Here is a 17,109-nt window from a genome sequence, read left to right as displayed (position 1 = left end):
GGGCATGCGGAACATGCAGAACATGGAAAGGGTGGCGTTGCGGGCCGCTCGTGGAGGCCCGCAACGCCACCCTGGCATCTACCCGAGGGGTCTCGGGAGGCTTACCGGGTTACGAGTTGACCTGTGCGGTCACCAGGTTCGAGAAGGTGGTCAGCCGGGTGTACACACCCGGGTAACCGGCCTCCGCGCACCCCTCGCCCCAGGAAGTGATCCCTGCCAGGACGCCCCCGATGAGCAGGGGACCGCCGCTGTCGCCCTGGCAGGTGTCTACGCCGCCGGAGGTGTATCCGGCGCAAACCATGTCGGTCTGGACGAAGTCCGAACCGTAGGAGCTCTTGCAGCTGGTGTCGGACACGATCGGGACGGTCGCGGTCCGCAGCTGGTTGGAGGAGCTGCCGTTCTCCGAGGTGGTGCCCCAGCCGAGGATGCGGGCGGTGGTGCCGGCCGCGTACACGCTGGTCTGGGAGGAGGAGACGTACGACGCCGGGGTGTACGACATCGACGTCGACAGGGTGAGTACGGCCACGTCGTCGCCGTTGGTGGCGTCCGTGTAGTCCGGGTTGACCCAGATCTTGCTGACCTTGCTGACCGTGCCGTTGGTGCCGTTCAGGTACGTCCTGCCACCGACGACACGGACGCTGCTGGTGGTCTCGCCGGCCATACAGTGCGCGGCGGTCACGACCTTCTTCGCCGCCACCAGGGTGCCGCCGCAGAACTGGTTGCCGGAGGCGTCCGTGATCTGCATGACGAACGGGTACGCGGTCGTCGTGGTCGTCGTGCCGCCGACGATGGGCTGGGGAGCGGCTACGGCGGCCGGAGCGGTGAGCAGCGCGGTCGCGGCGGCGGCAGCGGCCGCCGTGATGACGGCGGCGGTCTTTCTGGCGCGGTTGAGCCCGAACATGAGTCTCCTCAGTGGGGTTGCCGGTGGGGGGACGCGCGGGTGTGGGGGTGAAGCATGGGGGTCGCGGGACCGACCCCCATATGCCCGGGCGAGCGGCACGAGTTCAAGCTATGACCCGGAACACCCTCCTCCCAATGAGGGAACCCCCTAGCGGAGTGGGGCAGGGAAAACCCTCGGTCCGGCTCAGTAAACCGGCCGGGTTGTCACTTCGCGCGGCGGCCCGCCGCCAAACGGACTATGTCCACCCGCGACCGTATCCCCAGCTTGCGGTAGACCCGGGTGAGGGTCGCCTCCACCGTCTTGACACTGATGAACAGACGTGCGGCGATCTCCCGGTTGGTGGCGCCCTCCATGACCAGCGCGGCGACCTGACGCTCCATCGAGGCCAGGCCCTCCAGGGCGTCGAGGGCCGCGGGCGCGGCCACCACCGGCTCCGGATCGGGCTCCGGCGCGGCGGTGGCCGCGTCCACCTGACGCAGCCACGGCAGCGCCCGGCAGCGGCGGAAGAGCCGGGCGGGCTCGTCGTACGCCGTGGGCCCCGGCCGTCCCGCGGTGCGCAACTGGGCCAGCGCGAAGGCGGCGCGGGCCTCCTCCAGGCCGTGGCCGAGCTTGGCCAGCCGGTCCTGGGCCGACGTCAACTGGGTCAGGGCGGCGTCGAGTTGGCCGTGGGCGGCGCGGACCAGGGCCTCGGCGCGGTCCAGGACGGCGAGCACGCTCTCCCGGCCGAGCCGCAGCGCGTGCTTCCGGGTCACGTCGATGACGTCCTGCGCCTCGTCCGGCGCGCCGATCCGCACGAGGGCCTCGGCGAGGTCGCCGTGCCAGCGCCCGCGTGCCGGGTCGGTGATGCCCAGGCCCTCCTCCAGCTCCCGCACCCGGCGCAGCGAACGGACCGCGCCGGCCGGGTCCCCGGCCACCAACTGGGCGTATCCCAGGGCGCCCAGGGCCCGGGAGAGATACATCTGGTCGCCGTCCCGCTCGGCGTGCTCCACCGCCTCCCGGGCCAGCGCGAGCGCCCGGTCCACATCGCCGCCGGAGGCCTCCGCGAGGGAGGTGAGCATGGCGGAGGCGGTCTCGCCGATCCCGGAGTCCCGGGCCAGGGCGAGGCTCTCGCGGGCCAGCTCCAGCGCGCGGCCGCAGTGCCCGGCGCGCAGTTCGGTCTCGGCGAGCCCGCGCAGGAAGTGCACCTCGCTCTCCACCGAGCCGCGCCGCCGCACCTCGCGCAGCAGCGCGGTGACGGTCGCCCGCGCCTCGGCCAGCTGGTCGCCCATGACCAGCCAGCGGAACCGGGCGCTGCCCGCGCCGTTGTGATGGCACGCCACCCTCGGGTCCTGGGGCTCCTTCATCGCGCGCTTGATGGTCAGCGGGGCCGACGGATGGCCCATCAGCGTTTCGAGCTGGGCCTGGAAGGCCAGCGCCAGCAGCTCGGTGCGCCGGTCGCCGCCGCGTTCGGCCAGCCGCGCCGAGTGCGCGGCGGCCTCGCGGGCCTCGGTGAAGTCGCCCTCCACGATCAGTGCCCGCCAGGCCATCTGGTAGTGGACCAGGGCGAGCAGCCGGGGGTCGTCGCCGGCGTCGGCGAGGGCCTGCGGGAAGACGGCGTCGACCTCGGTCATGGTGTGGCCAGCCGTGTCGATCACGATGATCCAGGCCCGTACCCGGTCCGCCGGCACGGCCGCCCGGGTCAGCACCTCGCGGGCGATGTCCCGGGCGAGGTCGACCTCCCCGGCGGTGATCGCGTCCTCGGCGGCCTGCAACCGGCGGTCGTCCGGGCCGGGCACCCCGCCGGCCGGGGTGTGCCGGGCGGCGAGCAGTCCGAGCTGCGCGGCGACGGACGGCGCTCCCCGGTCCCGGGCCAGCGCCGCGGCCTCGGCGAGCCGGGCGGCGGCCTCCGGGTCGGTGCCGGTGGTGGCCAGGGCGAGGTGGCGGGCCCGCTCGATCGGATCGGAGGCGGCGGTGGACAGCGCGGCGTGCGCGGCCCGCCGTTCGTGGGCCGGGGCTTCGGCGTACAGGGCGGCCGAGATCAGCGGGTGCGCGAACCGTACGGCGGGTCCCTCCGGGTCGGTGGCCAGCAGCCCGAGTTCGGCGGCCTGGGCGCACTCGGCCTCGGCGTTCTCCCGGCCGGCCGCATGCAGCAGGGCGGGCGTGGGACGCGCCCCCGCGCTCGCCACCAGCAGCGTGCGGCGGGCCTGAACCGACAGCATGTCCAGGCGGCTGAGCACCAGGGCGCGCAGCGAGGTGGGCACCGGCAGCGGTTCGCCCGGCCGGGGCGGGGTGGGGCTCTCGGCGAGGGCGCGGCCGAGCTCCAGGGCGAAGAGCGGGTTGCCGCCGCTGGTGCGGTGGATCTCGCGGACCGTGGAGCGGGGCAGGCCGGTGTGGCCGCGGTGGTCGAGCAGGGCGGAGACCTGGGCGCGGGTCAGCGGGCCGAGCCGGACGGCGAGGGTGTCGGGCGGGGACGCGCGTAGATGGCGGTCGTACTCCTGCCCCTCCGTGCGTACCGCGCACAGCAGTTGGACCGGGGTGTCGCCCAGCCGGCGGGCGGCGAAGCCGAGGAGTTCGGCGCTGGCCGGGTCCAGCCACTGCAGGTCGTCGGCGACGACGAGGACGGTGCCCTCGGCGGCCAGCGCGCGCAGCGCGGACAGCACGGCCAGCCGCAGGGCGAGCCCGTCGCGCTGGAGGGTGGACTCGCCGCGGCCGGTGAGCGCGGACTCCAGGGCGGTGCGCTGGGCGGAGGGGAGCCGGGCGGAGACCCGGTCGAGGACCAGGCCGAGGAGGTCGGCGAGCGCGAGGAAGGGGAGGTGGGATTCGGACTCGGTGGCGGAGCAGCGCAACACGGTGTGGGCGGCACCGGCGTATTCCGCGGCCAATGCCCGCAGGACGGTCGATTTCCCTATTCCGGCGGGGCCGTGGAGCAGGACGCTGCCGCCTCGGGTGAGCTGCTCGTGGGCGGCCGTGAACAGCTCCTCCCGGCCGATGACCAGGTCGGGGCGGCATCTCGCAGGCTCCTGGAAGTCCCGTCGCACGGTCACCGCTCCCCTCGTGTGTCGTGTCCGGGCCAAATTCTAGGCAACGTACCCCGAAATTCGGACGGAAGCCGTGGTGAGGGAAATAACAGGGGCTGAGCATAAGGAAATTCAAAGCGCGGGCGCATGAATGGAACGGGGTGTGCGGCGGCTACGGCAGCAGGCCCGCGCGCCGGGCCGCGGACACCGCTTCCCCGCGTGTGTGGGCGCCCAGTCTGCGCATGGCCGAGCGGAGGTAGCCCTTGACGGTCTCCGGGCGCAGACCGAGGCGCCGCGCCGCCGTCGCGTTGGTCGCGCCGCCCGCCACGCAGGCCAGGACGTCCAGTTCGCGGGGGGTCAGGCTCGGGCCGGTCGCCGGATCCGGGGAGGTCAGCAGGGCGCAGGCGGTCAGCAGCTCGGCCCGCAGGTCCGGGTCGCCGATCCGCGGGGCGAGGGCCCGCAGCGCGGCGTGGGCCTCGCGCACCTGCTCCCGGGCCGGGCCGGCGTCCGCGCGGGGGGCGGGCTCCGGCCGGGCCGCCGCCAGCAGCCCCCGCGCCTCGTCCCGTACGACCAGCGCCTGCTCCACGTCCCGCGCCGCCGCCACCGCCGCGCCCAGCGTGCGGTCGCCCAGCGGCTGGGCCGTGCGCAGGGCGCCGTACAGCACGCCCCGCACCCGGCGCCGCACCACCACCGGCACGGCCAGCACCGAGCGCAGGCCCTCCGCGGCCACCGGGAGGTCGTACTCGTGGCTGATCTGCCGGGAGACGGAGTAGTCCGTCACCGCGCACGGCCGGGCCAGTGCCACCGCCTTGCCGCCGAGCCCGTGGCCGGAGGTCACCGCGAGCGAGCGCAGGGCGACGGTCGCCGTGCCGCTCAGTTCGCTGATCCGCATCCGCGTCCGGCCGGACTCGACCAGGCCGCCGAAGGCGACCGGGAGCCCGGTCGCGCGCCGCAGCCGGGCCAGCGCACTGCGTATCTCCACCGCCTCGGCGGGGTCTGCTGTCACCTGTTCGCCCCTTCGTCACGACCTCAGGGCTGCCCACACCCCCGTTCGGGGGTAGTGAGACCTGCATCACGGATTACACGATGCCAGAGAGCCGCCCGGCAATGGTCCGGCAATAGGGAGTGAGCCACAGGGGCGCGCCGGTGTCGAGGGTGCGAGCGCGCGGAGGCCCGAAGGGCTGAGCACGGTCGCGGCCTCGACACCGGCTGGAGCGCCCCGGAGGCGAACGACCCGAGTAAAGAGGAGGACAGATGACGACGGCGACGGCGACGGAGCTCTTCCGCGGGGCGCGGGACTTCCTGCTGGAGCACCGCGAGGACTACGCCACGGCCTACGAGGGTTTCGCCTGGCCCCGGCCCGAGCACTTCAACTGGGCGCTGGACTGGTTCGACGTCATCGCGGACGGCAACGACCGCACCGCCCTGCACCTCGTCGAGGAGGACGGCACCGAGACCCGGCTGTCCTTCGCGGAACTGGCCGCGCGCTCGAACCAGGTGGCGAACCGGCTGCGGGCGCGCGGCGTCGAGGCCGAGGACCGGATCCTGGTGATGCTCGGCAACCAGGCCGAGCTGTGGGAGACGGCGCTGGCCGCGATGAAGCTGCGGGCCGTCGTCATCCCGGCCACCCCGCTGCTCGGCCCGGTCGACCTGTGCGACCGCGTCGAGCGGGGCCGGGTGAAGCATGTGATCGCGCGCGCCGAGGACACCGCCAAGTTCGCCGGTGTGCCCGGCGCCTACACGCGGATCGCCGTCGGCGGTCTGCCCGAGGAGGGCTGGGAGCCGTACGAGGACGCGTACGCCGCCCCCGCCGAGTTCCTCCCGGACGGCCCCACCCTCGCCGACGACCCGCTGATGCTCTACTTCACCTCGGGCACCACCGCCCGCCCCAAACTGGTCGAGCAGACCCACACCTCGTACCCCATCGGGCACCTGGCCACCATGTACTGGATCGGCCTCAAGCCCGGTGACGTGCACCTGAACATCTCCTCGCCCGGCTGGGCCAAGCACGCCTGGTCCAACCTGTTCGCCCCGTGGAACGCGGAGGCGACCGTCTTCATCCACAACTACACGCGGTTCGACCCGGCCCGACTGATGGCCGAGATGGACCGGGCCCGGGTGAGCACCTTCTGCGCCCCGCCGACCGTGTGGCGGATGCTCATCCAGGCCGACCTGACCCAGCTCGCCACCCCGCCCCGCGAGGTCGTCGCCGCCGGTGAGCCGCTGAACCCCGAGGTCATCGAGCAGGTGCGGCGCGCGTGGGGCGTCACCGTCCGGGACGGCTTCGGGCAGACCGAGACCGCCGTGCAGGTCTCCAACAGCCCCGGCCAGCCCCTCAAGACCGGCTCCATGGGCCGGCCCAGTCCCGGCTACCGCGTCGAACTGCTCGACCCGGTCTCCGGCGCCCCCGGCGCGGCCGAGGGCGAGATCGCGCTCGACCTGTCCGCGCGGCCGGTCGGCCTGATGGCCGGGTACCACGGCGACGCGGACCGTACGGCGGAGGCGATGGCGGGCGGCTACTACCGGACGGGCGACGTAGCGTCGAGGGACGAGGAGGGATACCTGACGTACATCGGGCGCAGCGACGACGTCTTCAAGGCGTCCGACTACAAGATCTCCCCGTTCGAGCTGGAGAGCGCCCTGCTGGAGCACGAGGCGGTGGCCGAGGCGGCCGTGGTGCCCGCGCCCGACGAGCTGCGGCTGGCCGTGCCCAAGGCGTACGTGGTGCTCTCCGAGGGCTGGCAGCCCGGGCCGGACACCGCCAAGGTGCTCTTCGAGCACTCCCGCGAGACCCTCGCCCCCTACAAGCGCATCCGCCGGCTGGAGTTCGGCGAGCTGCCCAAGACCGTCTCCGGCAAGATCCGCCGGATCGAGCTGCGCGAGGCCACGGCCGCGGGCTCGGACCAGGAGTACCGCGAGGAGGATTTCCGGTGAGCGAGCTGTCGTACACGCACGGAACCGGCCGGACCGCGCTGCTCGGCGACACCATCGGGGCCAACCTGGACCGGACCGTCGCCGCCTGGCCGGACCGCGAGGCGCTGGTGGACGTCCCGTCCGGGCGGCGCTGGACGTACGCCGAATTCGCCGCCGACGTCGACCGGTTGGCACAGGCGCTGCTGGCGAGCGGGGTGGCCAAGGGCGACCGGGTGGGCATCTGGGCGGTCAACTGCGCCGAGTGGGTGCTCGTCCAGTACGCCACCGCCCGCGTCGGCGCGGTCATGGTGAACATCAACCCCGCCTACCGCACCCACGAGGTGGAGTACGTACTGAACCAGGCCGGGATCTCGCTGCTGTTCGCCTCGCTGCGCCACAAGACGAGCGACTACCGGGCGATGGTCGAGGAAGTACGGGGCCGGTGCCCGCGGTTGCGGGAGACCGTGTACATCGGCGACCCGGGCTGGGACGCGCTGATCGCCCGCGGGACGCCGGAGCACCGTGCGGAACTGCGGGCGCGGGCGGGTGAGTTGTCGTGCGACGACCCGATCAACATCCAGTACACGTCGGGGACGACGGGCTTCCCCAAGGGGGCCACCCTCTCCCACCACAACATCCTCAACAACGGTTACTTCGTGGGGGAGTCGATCGCCTACGGCGAGCGGGACCGGATCTGCGTCCCGGTGCCGTTCTACCACTGCTTCGGCATGGTGATGGCGAATCTGGCGGCCACCTCGCACGGCGCCTGCATCGTGATCCCGGCGCCGTCCTTCGACCCCAGGGCCACGCTGGAGGCGGTCCAGCGGGAGCGGTGCACCTCGCTGTACGGCGTGCCCACCATGTTCATCGCCGAGCTGAACCTCCCCGACTTCGCCGCCTACGACCTCGCGAGCCTGCGCACCGGCATCATGGCGGGCTCGCCCTGCCCGGTGGAGGTGATGAAGCGGGTGGTCGCCGAGATGCACATGGAGGAGGTCTCCATCTGCTACGGCATGACCGAGACCTCACCGGTGTCGCTGCAGACGCGGATCGACGACGACCTGGAACACCGCACGGGCACGGTCGGCCGGGTGCTGCCGCACCTGGAGGTGAAGATCGTCGACCCGGTGAGCGGAGTGACCCGACCGCGCGGTACGGCGGGGGAGTTGTGCACCCGCGGCTACAGCGTGATGCTCGGCTACTGGAACGAGCCGGAGAAGACCGCCGAGGCGATCGACGCGGGCCGCTGGATGCACACCGGGGACCTGGCGGTGATGCGCGAGGACGGGTACGTCGAGATCGTCGGCCGCATCAAGGACATGATCATCCGGGGCGGCGAGAACGTCTACCCGCGCGAGATCGAGGAGTTCCTGTACGCCCACCCCGGGATCCGGGACGTCCAGGTCGTCGGGGTGCGGCACGAGACGTACGGCGAGGAGGTCCTGGCCTGCGTCGTGCCGCGCGACCCGGCCGCCCCGCCCACGCTGGAGGACGTGCGGGCGTTCTGCGCGGGGCGGCTCGCCCACTACAAGGTGCCCAGCCGGGTGGAGGTCGTCGACGGTTTCCCGATGACGGTGTCCGGAAAGGTCCGCAAGGTGGAACTGCGGGAGAGGTTCGCGCGGTAGGGGCGCTCAGGCGCCGGTGGCGTCCAGGTCGTCGGCGCGGGCGTTCACCGGCTGCGGGGTGCCCGTCAGGTCCAGCACGAACAGGGGGATGCCGAGGCCGTCGGCGCGGGCGCGGGCGTCGTCGGCGTACCCGGCGAGGGAGAAGTAGACGCACTCCGCGGACTCCGTCATGGCTGTCAGCCACAGGCACTCCACGTCCCGCAGCGAGGCCGGGCGCACGGTCGGGGCGACATGGGCGAGGAGTCCGCGGGCGGCGAGGCCGACGCCCGTCGGGGGCCGCTGGTCGGCGCGGCGGATCTCCCGGTAGCCGAGCCAGCGCAGATAGAGCGCCGTGGCGGTGACCGCGTCGCGCGCGGTGCGGATGGTCACCGGCTGGAAGGGCGGACGGCGCGCGGGACGCGGGGCGGGACGGGGGCGGGCCGCCGCCGTCGGTGCCCCGGACACCGTCAGCCGCAGCACGGTCCCGCACGGGCAGCCCAGTTCCGGCTGCGGCCACTGGTCGCGGCGGCCACAGGATGCGCAGCACACGGTGACCCAGTCCTCGTCCCAGGCCCGGTGCACCACGGCCGTGGGCGCGGCCCGCCGGTCCAGCGGCGGGCTGACCGGGGCGCCGCAGGCGCACGGGTACGACGGAGCCGTGTAGACGTGCTCGCGCCGACAGGCCGGGCAGCGCACCGGCACGCTCTCGGACATGGCCCCATCGTCCTCCAGAGGGCCCCCGCTTGTCCGTCACTTGCCCTGTCTTGACGACCGGGTTCCGCCGCTCCGGTCAGTCGAGGCCGCCGCCCCCTGAGCCGCACCCGAAGTGGGACCCGTGTCCGTGACCGTGTCCGTACCCGCCCGCGTCGTGAGTGTCGCCCACGCCCTCGCCGGTCAGTCCCTCGTCGCCGACGATGCCGCGGACGCCGCTGCCCCGGCCGAACGGGAAGAGGCCCTCGTCCGCGAGCGCGCCGCGGCCGGTGAGCCCGGCCTCGCGGGCGAACCGTGGCAGCAGAGCGCTCAGCGCCCGCTCGCCGTACAGCGCGACGGCGATCAGCACCTCGTCCTCCGGCAGGCCGTCGGGGCCGCCGGGGCCGTCAAGGAGCGGATGGCGCTCGCGCAGCGCCGCCAGGTGGGCGCGGGCGGCACGGGTGCGGCCCGGCGGCAGCGAACGCAGCAGCCCGGCCGCCGCCAGTTCGGCCCGCATCCTGGCGAGCGCCCGCCGCACCACCGCCCGGGTGGGCAACTCCCGCGGTGCGGCGGGCCGGTAGAGGCCGGTGCGTACCGCCTTCTCCAGGGGATGGCGCAAGGGCACGGCGTTCCCCGTCCCGGTCCTGCGCAGGGTTCCCGGCCGGCCGGCGTCGACCACGCCGCGCAAGTGCAGTCCGAGCACCGCGACGGTCACGGCGGCGCGGTCCCCGCCCCGCAGCAGGGCGATCGCGCAAGGATCCCGCGGAATCGAGGTCGTACGGTCCATGAGGCACCCCCGCGCGGGGCCCGCCGCCCCCGTGCCGGCAGGACCCGCGTGCCCGTGATGTACCCGGCGGCCGGGGCGGTCGAAGCCTTCCCGGCCGTGTTCAGAGGTTCATTTGAGGGTTGCGTAGGCCGCGTACGGCCGCCGGCGTACGCGGCGCCGCTACATGTCGTGCGCCGACAGCCCCGGCCAGTCGTCCGGACCGCCGCCCTGCCACTCGATGAGGTCGGTCTCCTCGACCTCGATCCGGTCCAGGTCGGCCAGCCGCAGGATCTCGACCACGTCGTCCAGATGGGAGGCGATCCCCAGGGTCACGTCCCCCTCGGTGACCCGCCGGGAGCCGTCCAGGGCCGGGGAGTGCACCACGATGTGCGGATGGCCCGTCGGTGGATGTGTCATGCCTTCAGCCTGCTGCGGGCGGCCCCGATCCGCACGCCGGGAGCGCGCGGTGCCACACCTAACGGAGTTCGCCCTCCAGCAGGCCCATCGTGTACATGTCGTACCACTGGCCGTCGCGCCGGAAGACCTGGCGCAGTCTGCCCTCGTCGACGAAGCCGACCTTCTGGTAGATGTGGTGGGCCGCGTGGTTCTCGGTGACGACGGTCAGGGTGATCTTGTGCAGGCGCATCTTGGCGAAGCCGTAGCGGCAGATCGTCCGCATCGCGTCCGTGGCGTAGCCGCGACCCCAGTAGTCCTTCTCACCGACGTAGATGTCGAGTTCGGCGCACCCCGTCTCCGGTTCGGCGTCGCGCAGCCGCACCAGGCCGATCAGCCGCGCGTCACCGAGCACCTCGACCCCGAACAGCACATCGCCGTACGCGTTGCGCGGCCGTTCCTCCATCCGCTTTTTGACCTGGGCCAGCGAGGAGGGGTAGCCGTCGCTCATCCAGCGCATCACCTCGGGATCGTGGTTCCAGCGCCACAGGGCCTCCGCGTCCGACGGCTCCATCGGCCGCAACTTCACCAGGTCTCCGAGCACCATGCGGGCCAGCCCCTCCTACGCCTTGTGATCTCCGTTCGCGGACCGGAGTCAACACGCGCCAAGCCCTCACGTACAACCCGATAATCGGTGCGCGGTCGGACCGGGGGTCACAGCGCGTCGACGGCGCTCACCTTCCAGCCGCCCGACGTGCGGGTCATCGTCATCCGCACCCGGTTCAGATCCAGCCGGGAGCCCGAGACCTGGGTGCTGTCGGTGAGCTGGTTGACGAAGAGCAGGACCACGGCCCGGTCCGGTGAGGCCGACACGACGGAGGCCGCGGGGACGCCGCCGCTCGCGGGTTCGGCGACCGTCGCCTTCACCACCGCGTGGTACTTCCTGGCCGTCGGCCCGACCACCCGTGCCGTGGTCTTCCGGTACTCGTCACGGAAGTGCCCGGTCAGCCGGTCACGGGCCCGTGCGAAGTCCTGGTCCAGATGCCGGTAGTCGTACGACAGCACGACCGGCGCCGCCTTCCGCGCGGCCGTGAGGGCCTCCGCCCGCGCGCCCTCCGCCCGCCGTCCCTGCCGGTACTGCCATCCGAGCACCGCGACCGCGACCAGACCCGCCACGAGGAGGACACCGAGTACGACGGTGAGCAGCCGCCGGACGGGCCGTGGCGGGGGCGCGCTTCCCTCCGGCTCCGCCAGGGACTCCGGGTCCTGCGCCAGGGGCTTCGGTGACGGCTCCGGCGGGTCGTCCCAGCCGTCCGGGGGTTCGATCGTCACGGTGCGCCCGGAGAGCGGCGCCTCGGCGGGGGACGGTTCCACGGACCGTGCCGGGCGCTCCGTCCGCTCCGTCCGCCCGGCACGCTTGGCCGCCGCGCGGGCCGCCGCGGTCATCGTCCGGCGGGCGGGCGAGCCGGCGGTGCGCCCCCGGGAGGTCGTGTTCGCCATGGTCGTACTCCTCACTGGTGGTGGCTGACGGCCGGTGCGGGTCAGCCCACGAACTCGACGTCGGAGGTCAGCCAGCGCCCGCCCCGGTGGACCAGGTCGAGCTGCAGCCGGTAGGTGCGGGCCTGCCCCTTGGGCACGGCGGTGTTGGTCACCTTGCTGTCGGCGACCACCAGGACGCGGGCCGAGCGGGCGTCCGACCGGACGATGCCGGCGTCGAGGACCTGGCCCTCGGAAACGGACTTGTTCTCGGCGACGAGCCTGGTCAGCTGTGCCGTCTGCGCGGTGAACTGCTTCTTGAAGTCACCGGTGGCGCCCCGCAGCACGTTCGCGCTGTCCCGGTCGTAGTGCCGGTAGTCGAGCGAGGTGAAGTTCAGCGCCGACTGGCGGGCGGCGGCCAGGATGTCCTGCCGCCGCTGCTCCGTCTCGTGCCGGTCGTAGAGGCGGAGGGTCAGCCAGATCGTCAGTGCGGTGGTCAGCGCGGTCGCCACGACCAGCCCCACCGACAGGGCCCTGCTCACGCCATGGGTCCGACGAGCAGCCATTGCCACGACTCCTTTCCGAACACCGTCTGCTGGCCGCCCGTCGAGCCGATCTCGACGGGCCTTCCGTCCGGGCCGGTCGCGGTGCCGGTCTCCGGGTCGTACGGCGTGATGTACGCCGTCCGGTTCGCGCCGCCCGGCGCGGCAGCCGCGCCGGGGGCGTTCTGCGCGCCCCGCACCGACGTCTCGCCGCCACGCGGGGCGGTGCAGTGCGCGTCGGTGTTCGCCTCGCGCCTGCTCGTGTCGGCGGGGTCCCGCCACGCGGTGCCGTACCCCTGGGTGCACGGCGGCGGGTCGTCGGCGTTCACCACCAGCCCGAAGTGGGTGGTGCCGTCGCCCGGGACGACCGTGTAGCTGCCCGAGACCAGCGCCGGGAAGGTGACGAGGGCCTGCTCCACGCCGGGCAGGTGAGCGAGGGTGACCTGGCCGCCGCTGATCAGGTTGGCCAGCAGGACCGACAGCCGCGGCCCGGTGGACCTCAGCAGCGAGTCGACCTGCTGCGCGGCCGGCGTGGCGTTCCCGATCAGCTTGCGCAGGTCCCCGTCGCTCGACTTCAACTGCGCGGTGAGCGCCGCCAGATCGTGCGCGAAGGACTTGATGGACGAGCCCTGGTCGGCCTGCGTCTTGAGGACCTTCCGGGAATCCTCGATCAGCGAGATCGTCTCCGGCAGCGACTCGGACGCCGACTCGACCAGCGCGTTGCCCGAGTCGACCAGCCGGCTCAGGTCCGGCCCGGTCCCGGAGAACGCCTTGCCCAGTTCGTCGACGGTGACCCGCAGATCGTCCTTGCCGACCGAGTTCACCAGCCGGTCCAGGCTGAGCACCAGGTCCGTGGTGGGCAGCGGCACCCGGGTGCTGCCGCGCGGGATGGTGCTGCCGTCGAGGAGGTACGGGCCCCTGGACGTCCGCGGCTGCAGGTCCACGTACTGCTCGCCCACCGCCGACCGGTCCGCCACCACGGCGAGGGTGTCCGCCGGGATGCGCGGCGCCCCGTCCTCGATGTCGAGGGCGACCGAGACGCCGCCGGCGCCGGTCAGCCGCAGCGCGCCGACCCGGCCCACGGGCACCCCGCGGTAGGTGACCTCGGCGCCGGAGAAGATGCCGCCGGAGTCGGCGAAGTCGGCCCGCACCGTGTAGCCGCGGTTCAGGACGTCGTCCACCAGGCCGGTGTACTCGGCGCCGACGTACGACACCCCGACGGCGGTGAGGGCGGCGAAGGCGAGCAACTGGGCCTTGACCGTACGGGTGATCACGGCTGGACCCCCTTCAGCATCAGCTCGGCGAGCGCCAGGTCGATCCCCTCGGGCGCCCCAGCGCCGGTGGTGTAGGCGCTGGTGCACACCGGCGGGCACAACGGGCCGCCGCCGCCCGGGGACGCCGAGGGCACCGGCGGCACGGAGGGCGAGGACGGCAGGCCCGGTGCGCTCGGCAGCGCGGTCGGCGCCGGGGCGCTCGGCAGGTCCGGGAGCTCCGGCACGCCGGGGGTGGCGGGCTTGTGGGAACCGCCCTCGCCCTTCCCGGAGCCGTCGTCCGCCACGTTCCCGTAGAGGTCGGCCAGGTCGAGGTCCGCGGTGATGCGGAGGTTGACGTAGTCGCCCTTGACGGCGTCCACGGCGTTGCGCGGGAAGGGGTAAGTGGTGAGCAGTTCCAGGGAGTTGGGCAGGTCGCTGCCCGCCTTGTCGAGCTGGCGCAGGATCGGCCGGAGCTTTTCCAGGTTCGCGACCGTGTCGTCGTGGGAGGCGGTGACCACCTTGGTGCCCGTCTTGCCGAGCTTCGACAGGGCGGTGAGCATCTTCGTCAGATCACGCCGCTGTCCGGCCAGTACCTTCAGCGCGGGCGGCATCGTGTCGAGGGCCTTGGTGATGGTCTTCTTCTCCTTTCCGAGGCGCCCCGCGAGCCGGTCGACGGCCTTGATCGCGCGGACGATGTCCCCCCGCTGGTCGTCCAGACCGCCGATGAACGTGTTCAGCTCCTTCAGCAGGGACCTCACCCGGTTCTCCCGGCCGTCCAGGGCCTTGTTCAGCTCCACGGTGATCGTCTTGAGCTGGGCCACCCCACCGCCGTTGAGCAGGGCGGACAGCGCGGACAGCACCTCTTCGACCTCCGGGTTGCGGCCGCTGCGGGACAGCGGGATGCGGTCGCCGTCACGGAGCCGGCCCACGGGGGCCGTGCCGGGCGGGGCGGCGAGCGCCACGTACTTCTCGCCGAGCAGACTGGTCTGCCGCAGCTCCGCGACCGCGTTGGCGGGCAGCTTCACCGAGTCGGCGATCCGCAGCCGTACACGCGCGTGCCAGCCGTCCAGCCGCACCTTCTCGACCGCGCCCACGGTGACGTCGTCGACCTTCACAGCCGACTGCGGCACCAGGTCCAGGACGTCGCGGAACTCGACGGTGACGTGGTACGCGTGGCCGTCGGCGGCCGCGCCGCCGGGCAGCTGGACGTCGTACCAGCCGTTGAACTCACAGCCGGACAGCAGCAGCGCACCGGCCGCCGCCCAGGCGACCGCCCCGGCCCCGCGCCGTACGCTCATGCGCTCGCCCCCAGGATCCCGCCGAGCGTCCGGTCGGCCGTGCCCGTCACCGCGGTGCCCCGCGGCGCCTTCGGCAGGGAGTCGAAGAGTTTCCTCAGCTCCTCGCAGTCGGGGTTCCGGCCGCCCTCGTCGCCGGTCGTCTTCAGTACGGAGCACAGCAGCGAGGCCGGGTCCTGGGCCTGCCGGGCGTTGTTGCGGGTGTCGAGGGTGCCGGAGGAGGGGTTGTAGGCGTTGTTCAGGTTCGACAGGCCCGCGGGGGCGACCCGCAGCAGCTCGTCGAGGGCGGCCCGTTGGGCGACGAGCACCTTGGTCACCTTGCTGAGGCCCTTCACGTTCGAGGTCAGCGACGTCTTGTTCTTCTTCACGAAGGCGGACACGTCGCCGAGCGCCGTCCCCAGGTTGGTGAGCGCGTCCGCGAGGTCCCGCCGCTCACCGGAGAGCTGCTGGGCGACCTTGGCGAGGCTGGTGTTGAAGGACCGCACGCTCTTGTCGTCGGCGGCCAGCGCCGCCGTGAACACTTGCAGGTCGCGCACCGTGCCGAACAGGTCCGTACGGCCGTCGGACAGGGTGGTGACCGCCTGCGAGAGGTCCTGGACCGTCTGGTGGAGGTTCTCGCCCTGTCCGTCGAGGTTGTCCGCGCTCACCCCGAGCAGCCGCGACAGGGAGCCGTCCTTGTTGGCGCCGTCGGGGCCGAGTGCCTCGGCGGTGGTGTGCAGGCTGTCGAAGATCCGGTCCAGTTCGACGGGTACGGCGGTGCGCGACTCGGGGATGACGGCACCGTCCCCCAGGACCGGGCCCTTCCGGTAGACCGGCAGCAGCTGTACGTAACGGTCGCTGACCACCGAGGAGTTGATGATCGCGGCCTTGGCGCCGGCGGGGACCTTGCGCCCTTCGTCGTACTCCAGCTCCACCCGCACCCGCTCACCCTCGGGCGTGATCTTTCGGACCTCGCCGATCCGGACGCCGAGGACGCGGACGTCCGAGCCGGGGTAGATGCCGACGGTGCGCGGGAAGTACGCGGTGACGTGCACCTTCTCGGGCCGCGGCCACAGGGCGAGGGCGAGCGCGGCGACGAGGGCGAGCGCGGTGAGCAGGGCGAGGCGTCTCTTCAGGCTCTTCACCGCGTGCCTCCCGTCCGCGGGGCCACGGGCGCGGCGACCAGGTTCTGGACGTAGGAGTCGAACCAGCGGCCGTTGCCGAGGGCGTTGGTGAAGACCCGCACGTACGGCGCGAGCAGCTTGACGCTCCGGTCGAGGCCGGCCTGGTTGCGTTCGAGCATCTGCACCACCTGTTTCAGGCCTTTGAGCGCCGGCCCGATCTCCTTGTCGTTGTCCTCGACCAGGCCGGAGAGCTCGATGCCGAGCGCGGCGGAGGTCTTGAGCAGTTTGTGGATCGCCTTGCGGCGCTTGCCGATCTCCTGGAACAGCTTGTCGCCGTCGTCGACCAGGGCGGTGAAGTCCTTGGAGCGTGCGGCCAGGACGCCCGTGGTGCCGTGGGCGTGGTCGAGGAGTTCACCGAGGGCCTTGTCGCGCGAGGCGACCGTCCGGGAGATCCTCGACAGGCCCTTGATGGACGCGCGTACGTCGGCGGGCGAGTCCTGGAAGGTGGCGGAGATCGTGTCCAGGGCCTTCGCCAGGCGGCCGGTGTCGACCTTCTCCGAGGTGGTGGTCAGGTCGCTGAACGCCTGCACGACGTCGTACGCCGCGACCGTCCGCCGCAGCGGGATCTCGCTGCCGGGCCGCAACTGCCCCGGCCCCTCGGGGTGCAGGGCGAGGTACTTCGCGCCGAGGACCGTCTTGATCCGGATCGACGCGCCGGTCTCGGTGCCGAACCGCGGATCGCCCTTGACCTTGAAGGTGACCTTGACGTGGTCGCCGTCCAGGTCGACGTCGTCCACCTTGCCGACCTTCACCCCGGCGATCCGCACCTCGTCACCGGGCTTGAGACCGCCCGCCTCCGAGAACGCCGCGCTGTACGTCCGGCCGTCGCCGATGAACGGCAGGCTGTCGGCGTTGAACGCGGCCACGGTCAGCAGCGCCAGGACGGTGAGTCCGACGGCACCGATCACCACGGGGTTGCGGTCGCGGAACGGGATCGAGCGGGGGCGGCGCACGCGCGGCAGCCTGATGCGGGGCGGATCGATGCGCACCTTCACCAGCGGCTGTGGCCCCCGGGGGCGGGGCGCCGCCCGGCGAGGCAGCCGCGGCCTCGGCAGCCTCGGCGGGTCGACGCGCACCCTGATCAGCGGTTTTGGGCGGTTGCCCCGGGTCATACGGG

General features: G+C 72.9%; 15 protein-coding genes. 2 read left to right on the top strand and 13 right to left on the bottom strand.

Going from position 1 to position 17,109, the window contains the following annotated elements; all coding sequences use genetic code 11:
• Nucleotides 1-109 precede the first annotated feature (109 nt).
• The 3 genes from ACZ7L0_RS02905 to ACZ7L0_RS02895 all read right to left on the bottom strand — a co-directional run bounded on the left by ACZ7L0_RS02905 (nucleotide 110) and on the right by ACZ7L0_RS02895 (nucleotide 4,903).
• Nucleotides 110-901 carry a S1 family peptidase gene (locus ACZ7L0_RS02905; protein WP_471240601.1) on the bottom strand — a complete coding sequence of 264 codons (792 nt, stop codon included), beginning with the start codon at nucleotides 899-901 and terminating at the stop codon, nucleotides 110-112.
• 203 nt (nucleotides 902-1,104) lie between these two features.
• A complete protein-coding gene (locus ACZ7L0_RS02900) occupies nucleotides 1,105-3,924 on the bottom strand; it encodes an AAA family ATPase (protein WP_471240600.1) in 2,820 nt (939 codons plus the stop codon).
• A gap of 145 nt (nucleotides 3,925-4,069) precedes the next feature.
• Complete coding sequence (locus tag ACZ7L0_RS02895; RefSeq protein ID WP_471240599.1) at nucleotides 4,070-4,903, bottom strand: helix-turn-helix transcriptional regulator; 834 nt, start codon at nucleotides 4,901-4,903, stop codon at nucleotides 4,070-4,072.
• Between the two features lie 248 nt (nucleotides 4,904-5,151).
• On the opposite strand from ACZ7L0_RS02895, the gene ACZ7L0_RS02890 reads away from it, so the two are divergent.
• Both ACZ7L0_RS02890 and ACZ7L0_RS02885 read left to right on the top strand, forming a co-directional pair.
• Nucleotides 5,152-6,831, top strand: coding sequence for an AMP-binding protein (locus tag ACZ7L0_RS02890; protein WP_471240598.1), 1,680 nt, complete (start codon nucleotides 5,152-5,154; stop codon nucleotides 6,829-6,831).
• Nucleotides 6,828-8,435: an AMP-binding protein gene (locus ACZ7L0_RS02885; RefSeq protein ID WP_471240597.1), complete on the top strand. Its 1,608-nt coding sequence runs from the start codon at nucleotides 6,828-6,830 to the stop codon at nucleotides 8,433-8,435. Before ACZ7L0_RS02890 ends, ACZ7L0_RS02885 begins: the two co-directional genes overlap by 4 nt.
• A 6-nt stretch (nucleotides 8,436-8,441) precedes the next feature.
• On the opposite strand, the gene ACZ7L0_RS02880 is transcribed toward ACZ7L0_RS02885, so the two are convergent.
• From ACZ7L0_RS02880 to ACZ7L0_RS02835, 10 genes are all read right to left on the bottom strand, one after another.
• Nucleotides 8,442-9,128, bottom strand: coding sequence for a hypothetical protein (locus ACZ7L0_RS02880; RefSeq protein ID WP_471240596.1), 687 nt, complete (start codon nucleotides 9,126-9,128; stop codon nucleotides 8,442-8,444).
• Between the two features lie 76 nt (nucleotides 9,129-9,204).
• The gene (locus ACZ7L0_RS02875; RefSeq protein WP_471240595.1) at nucleotides 9,205-9,891 is read right to left on the bottom strand and encodes a TIGR04222 domain-containing membrane protein; all 687 of its coding nucleotides are present in this window, start codon (nucleotides 9,889-9,891) and stop codon (nucleotides 9,205-9,207) included.
• A 159-nt stretch (nucleotides 9,892-10,050) separates the two neighbouring features.
• Entirely contained in the window at nucleotides 10,051-10,287 is a 237-nt protein-coding gene (locus ACZ7L0_RS02870; protein ID WP_471240594.1) for a hypothetical protein, read from the bottom strand.
• Nucleotides 10,288-10,345: 58 nt separating this feature from the next.
• Nucleotides 10,346-10,870, bottom strand: coding sequence for a GNAT family N-acetyltransferase (locus tag ACZ7L0_RS02865; protein WP_471240593.1), 525 nt, complete (start codon nucleotides 10,868-10,870; stop codon nucleotides 10,346-10,348).
• A 107-nt stretch (nucleotides 10,871-10,977) separates the two neighbouring features.
• Entirely contained in the window at nucleotides 10,978-11,763 is a 786-nt protein-coding gene (locus ACZ7L0_RS02860; protein WP_471240592.1) for a hypothetical protein, read from the bottom strand.
• Between the two features lie 41 nt (nucleotides 11,764-11,804).
• The gene (locus tag ACZ7L0_RS02855) at nucleotides 11,805-12,305 is read right to left on the bottom strand and encodes a hypothetical protein (RefSeq protein WP_471240591.1); all 501 of its coding nucleotides are present in this window, start codon (nucleotides 12,303-12,305) and stop codon (nucleotides 11,805-11,807) included.
• Nucleotides 12,278-13,555 (bottom strand): MCE family protein, encoded by a 1,278-nt coding sequence (locus ACZ7L0_RS02850; RefSeq protein ID WP_471240590.1) that lies wholly within the window; start codon nucleotides 13,553-13,555, stop codon nucleotides 12,278-12,280. The genes ACZ7L0_RS02855 and ACZ7L0_RS02850 overlap by 28 nt, the downstream gene beginning before the upstream one ends.
• The gene (locus ACZ7L0_RS02845; protein ID WP_471240589.1) at nucleotides 13,552-14,832 is read right to left on the bottom strand and encodes an MCE family protein; all 1,281 of its coding nucleotides are present in this window, start codon (nucleotides 14,830-14,832) and stop codon (nucleotides 13,552-13,554) included. The genes ACZ7L0_RS02850 and ACZ7L0_RS02845 overlap by 4 nt, the downstream gene beginning before the upstream one ends.
• Entirely contained in the window at nucleotides 14,829-15,953 is a 1,125-nt protein-coding gene (locus ACZ7L0_RS02840) for an MCE family protein (RefSeq protein WP_471240588.1), read from the bottom strand. The genes ACZ7L0_RS02845 and ACZ7L0_RS02840 overlap by 4 nt, the downstream gene beginning before the upstream one ends.
• Nucleotides 15,950-17,104: an MCE family protein gene (locus ACZ7L0_RS02835; protein ID WP_471240971.1), complete on the bottom strand. Its 1,155-nt coding sequence runs from the start codon at nucleotides 17,102-17,104 to the stop codon at nucleotides 15,950-15,952. The genes ACZ7L0_RS02840 and ACZ7L0_RS02835 overlap by 4 nt, the downstream gene beginning before the upstream one ends.
• Nucleotides 17,105-17,109: the final 5 nt, after the last annotated feature.

This window comes from Streptomyces sp. NPDC039424 (genome assembly GCF_055639495.1).
The sequence above is the reverse complement of the archived record's forward strand: the minus strand, read 5'-3'. Positions and strand labels throughout refer to the sequence as shown.

Bases quoted from the DNA above. Each gene is read 5' to 3' on its own strand.
- ACZ7L0_RS02905 (WP_471240601.1), bottom strand. From the start codon at position 901: ATGTTCGGGCTCAACCGCGCCAGAAAGACCGCCGCCGTCATCACGGCG.
- ACZ7L0_RS02890 (WP_471240598.1), top strand. From the start codon at position 5,152: ATGACGACGGCGACGGCGACGGAGCTCTTCCGCGGGGCGCGGGACTTC.
- ACZ7L0_RS02880 (WP_471240596.1), bottom strand. From the start codon at position 9,128: ATGTCCGAGAGCGTGCCGGTGCGCTGCCCGGCCTGTCGGCGCGAGCAC.
- ACZ7L0_RS02875 (WP_471240595.1), bottom strand. From the start codon at position 9,891: ATGGACCGTACGACCTCGATTCCGCGGGATCCTTGCGCGATCGCCCTG.
- ACZ7L0_RS02870 (WP_471240594.1), bottom strand. From the start codon at position 10,287: ATGACACATCCACCGACGGGCCATCCGCACATCGTGGTGCACTCCCCG.
- ACZ7L0_RS02865 (WP_471240593.1), bottom strand. From the start codon at position 10,870: ATGGTGCTCGGAGACCTGGTGAAGTTGCGGCCGATGGAGCCGTCGGAC.
- ACZ7L0_RS02860 (WP_471240592.1), bottom strand. From the start codon at position 11,763: ATGGCGAACACGACCTCCCGGGGGCGCACCGCCGGCTCGCCCGCCCGC.
- ACZ7L0_RS02855 (WP_471240591.1), bottom strand. From the start codon at position 12,305: ATGGCTGCTCGTCGGACCCATGGCGTGAGCAGGGCCCTGTCGGTGGGG.
- ACZ7L0_RS02845 (WP_471240589.1), bottom strand. From the start codon at position 14,832: ATGAGCGTACGGCGCGGGGCCGGGGCGGTCGCCTGGGCGGCGGCCGGT.
- ACZ7L0_RS02835 (WP_471240971.1), bottom strand. From the start codon at position 17,104: ATGACCCGGGGCAACCGCCCAAAACCGCTGATCAGGGTGCGCGTCGAC.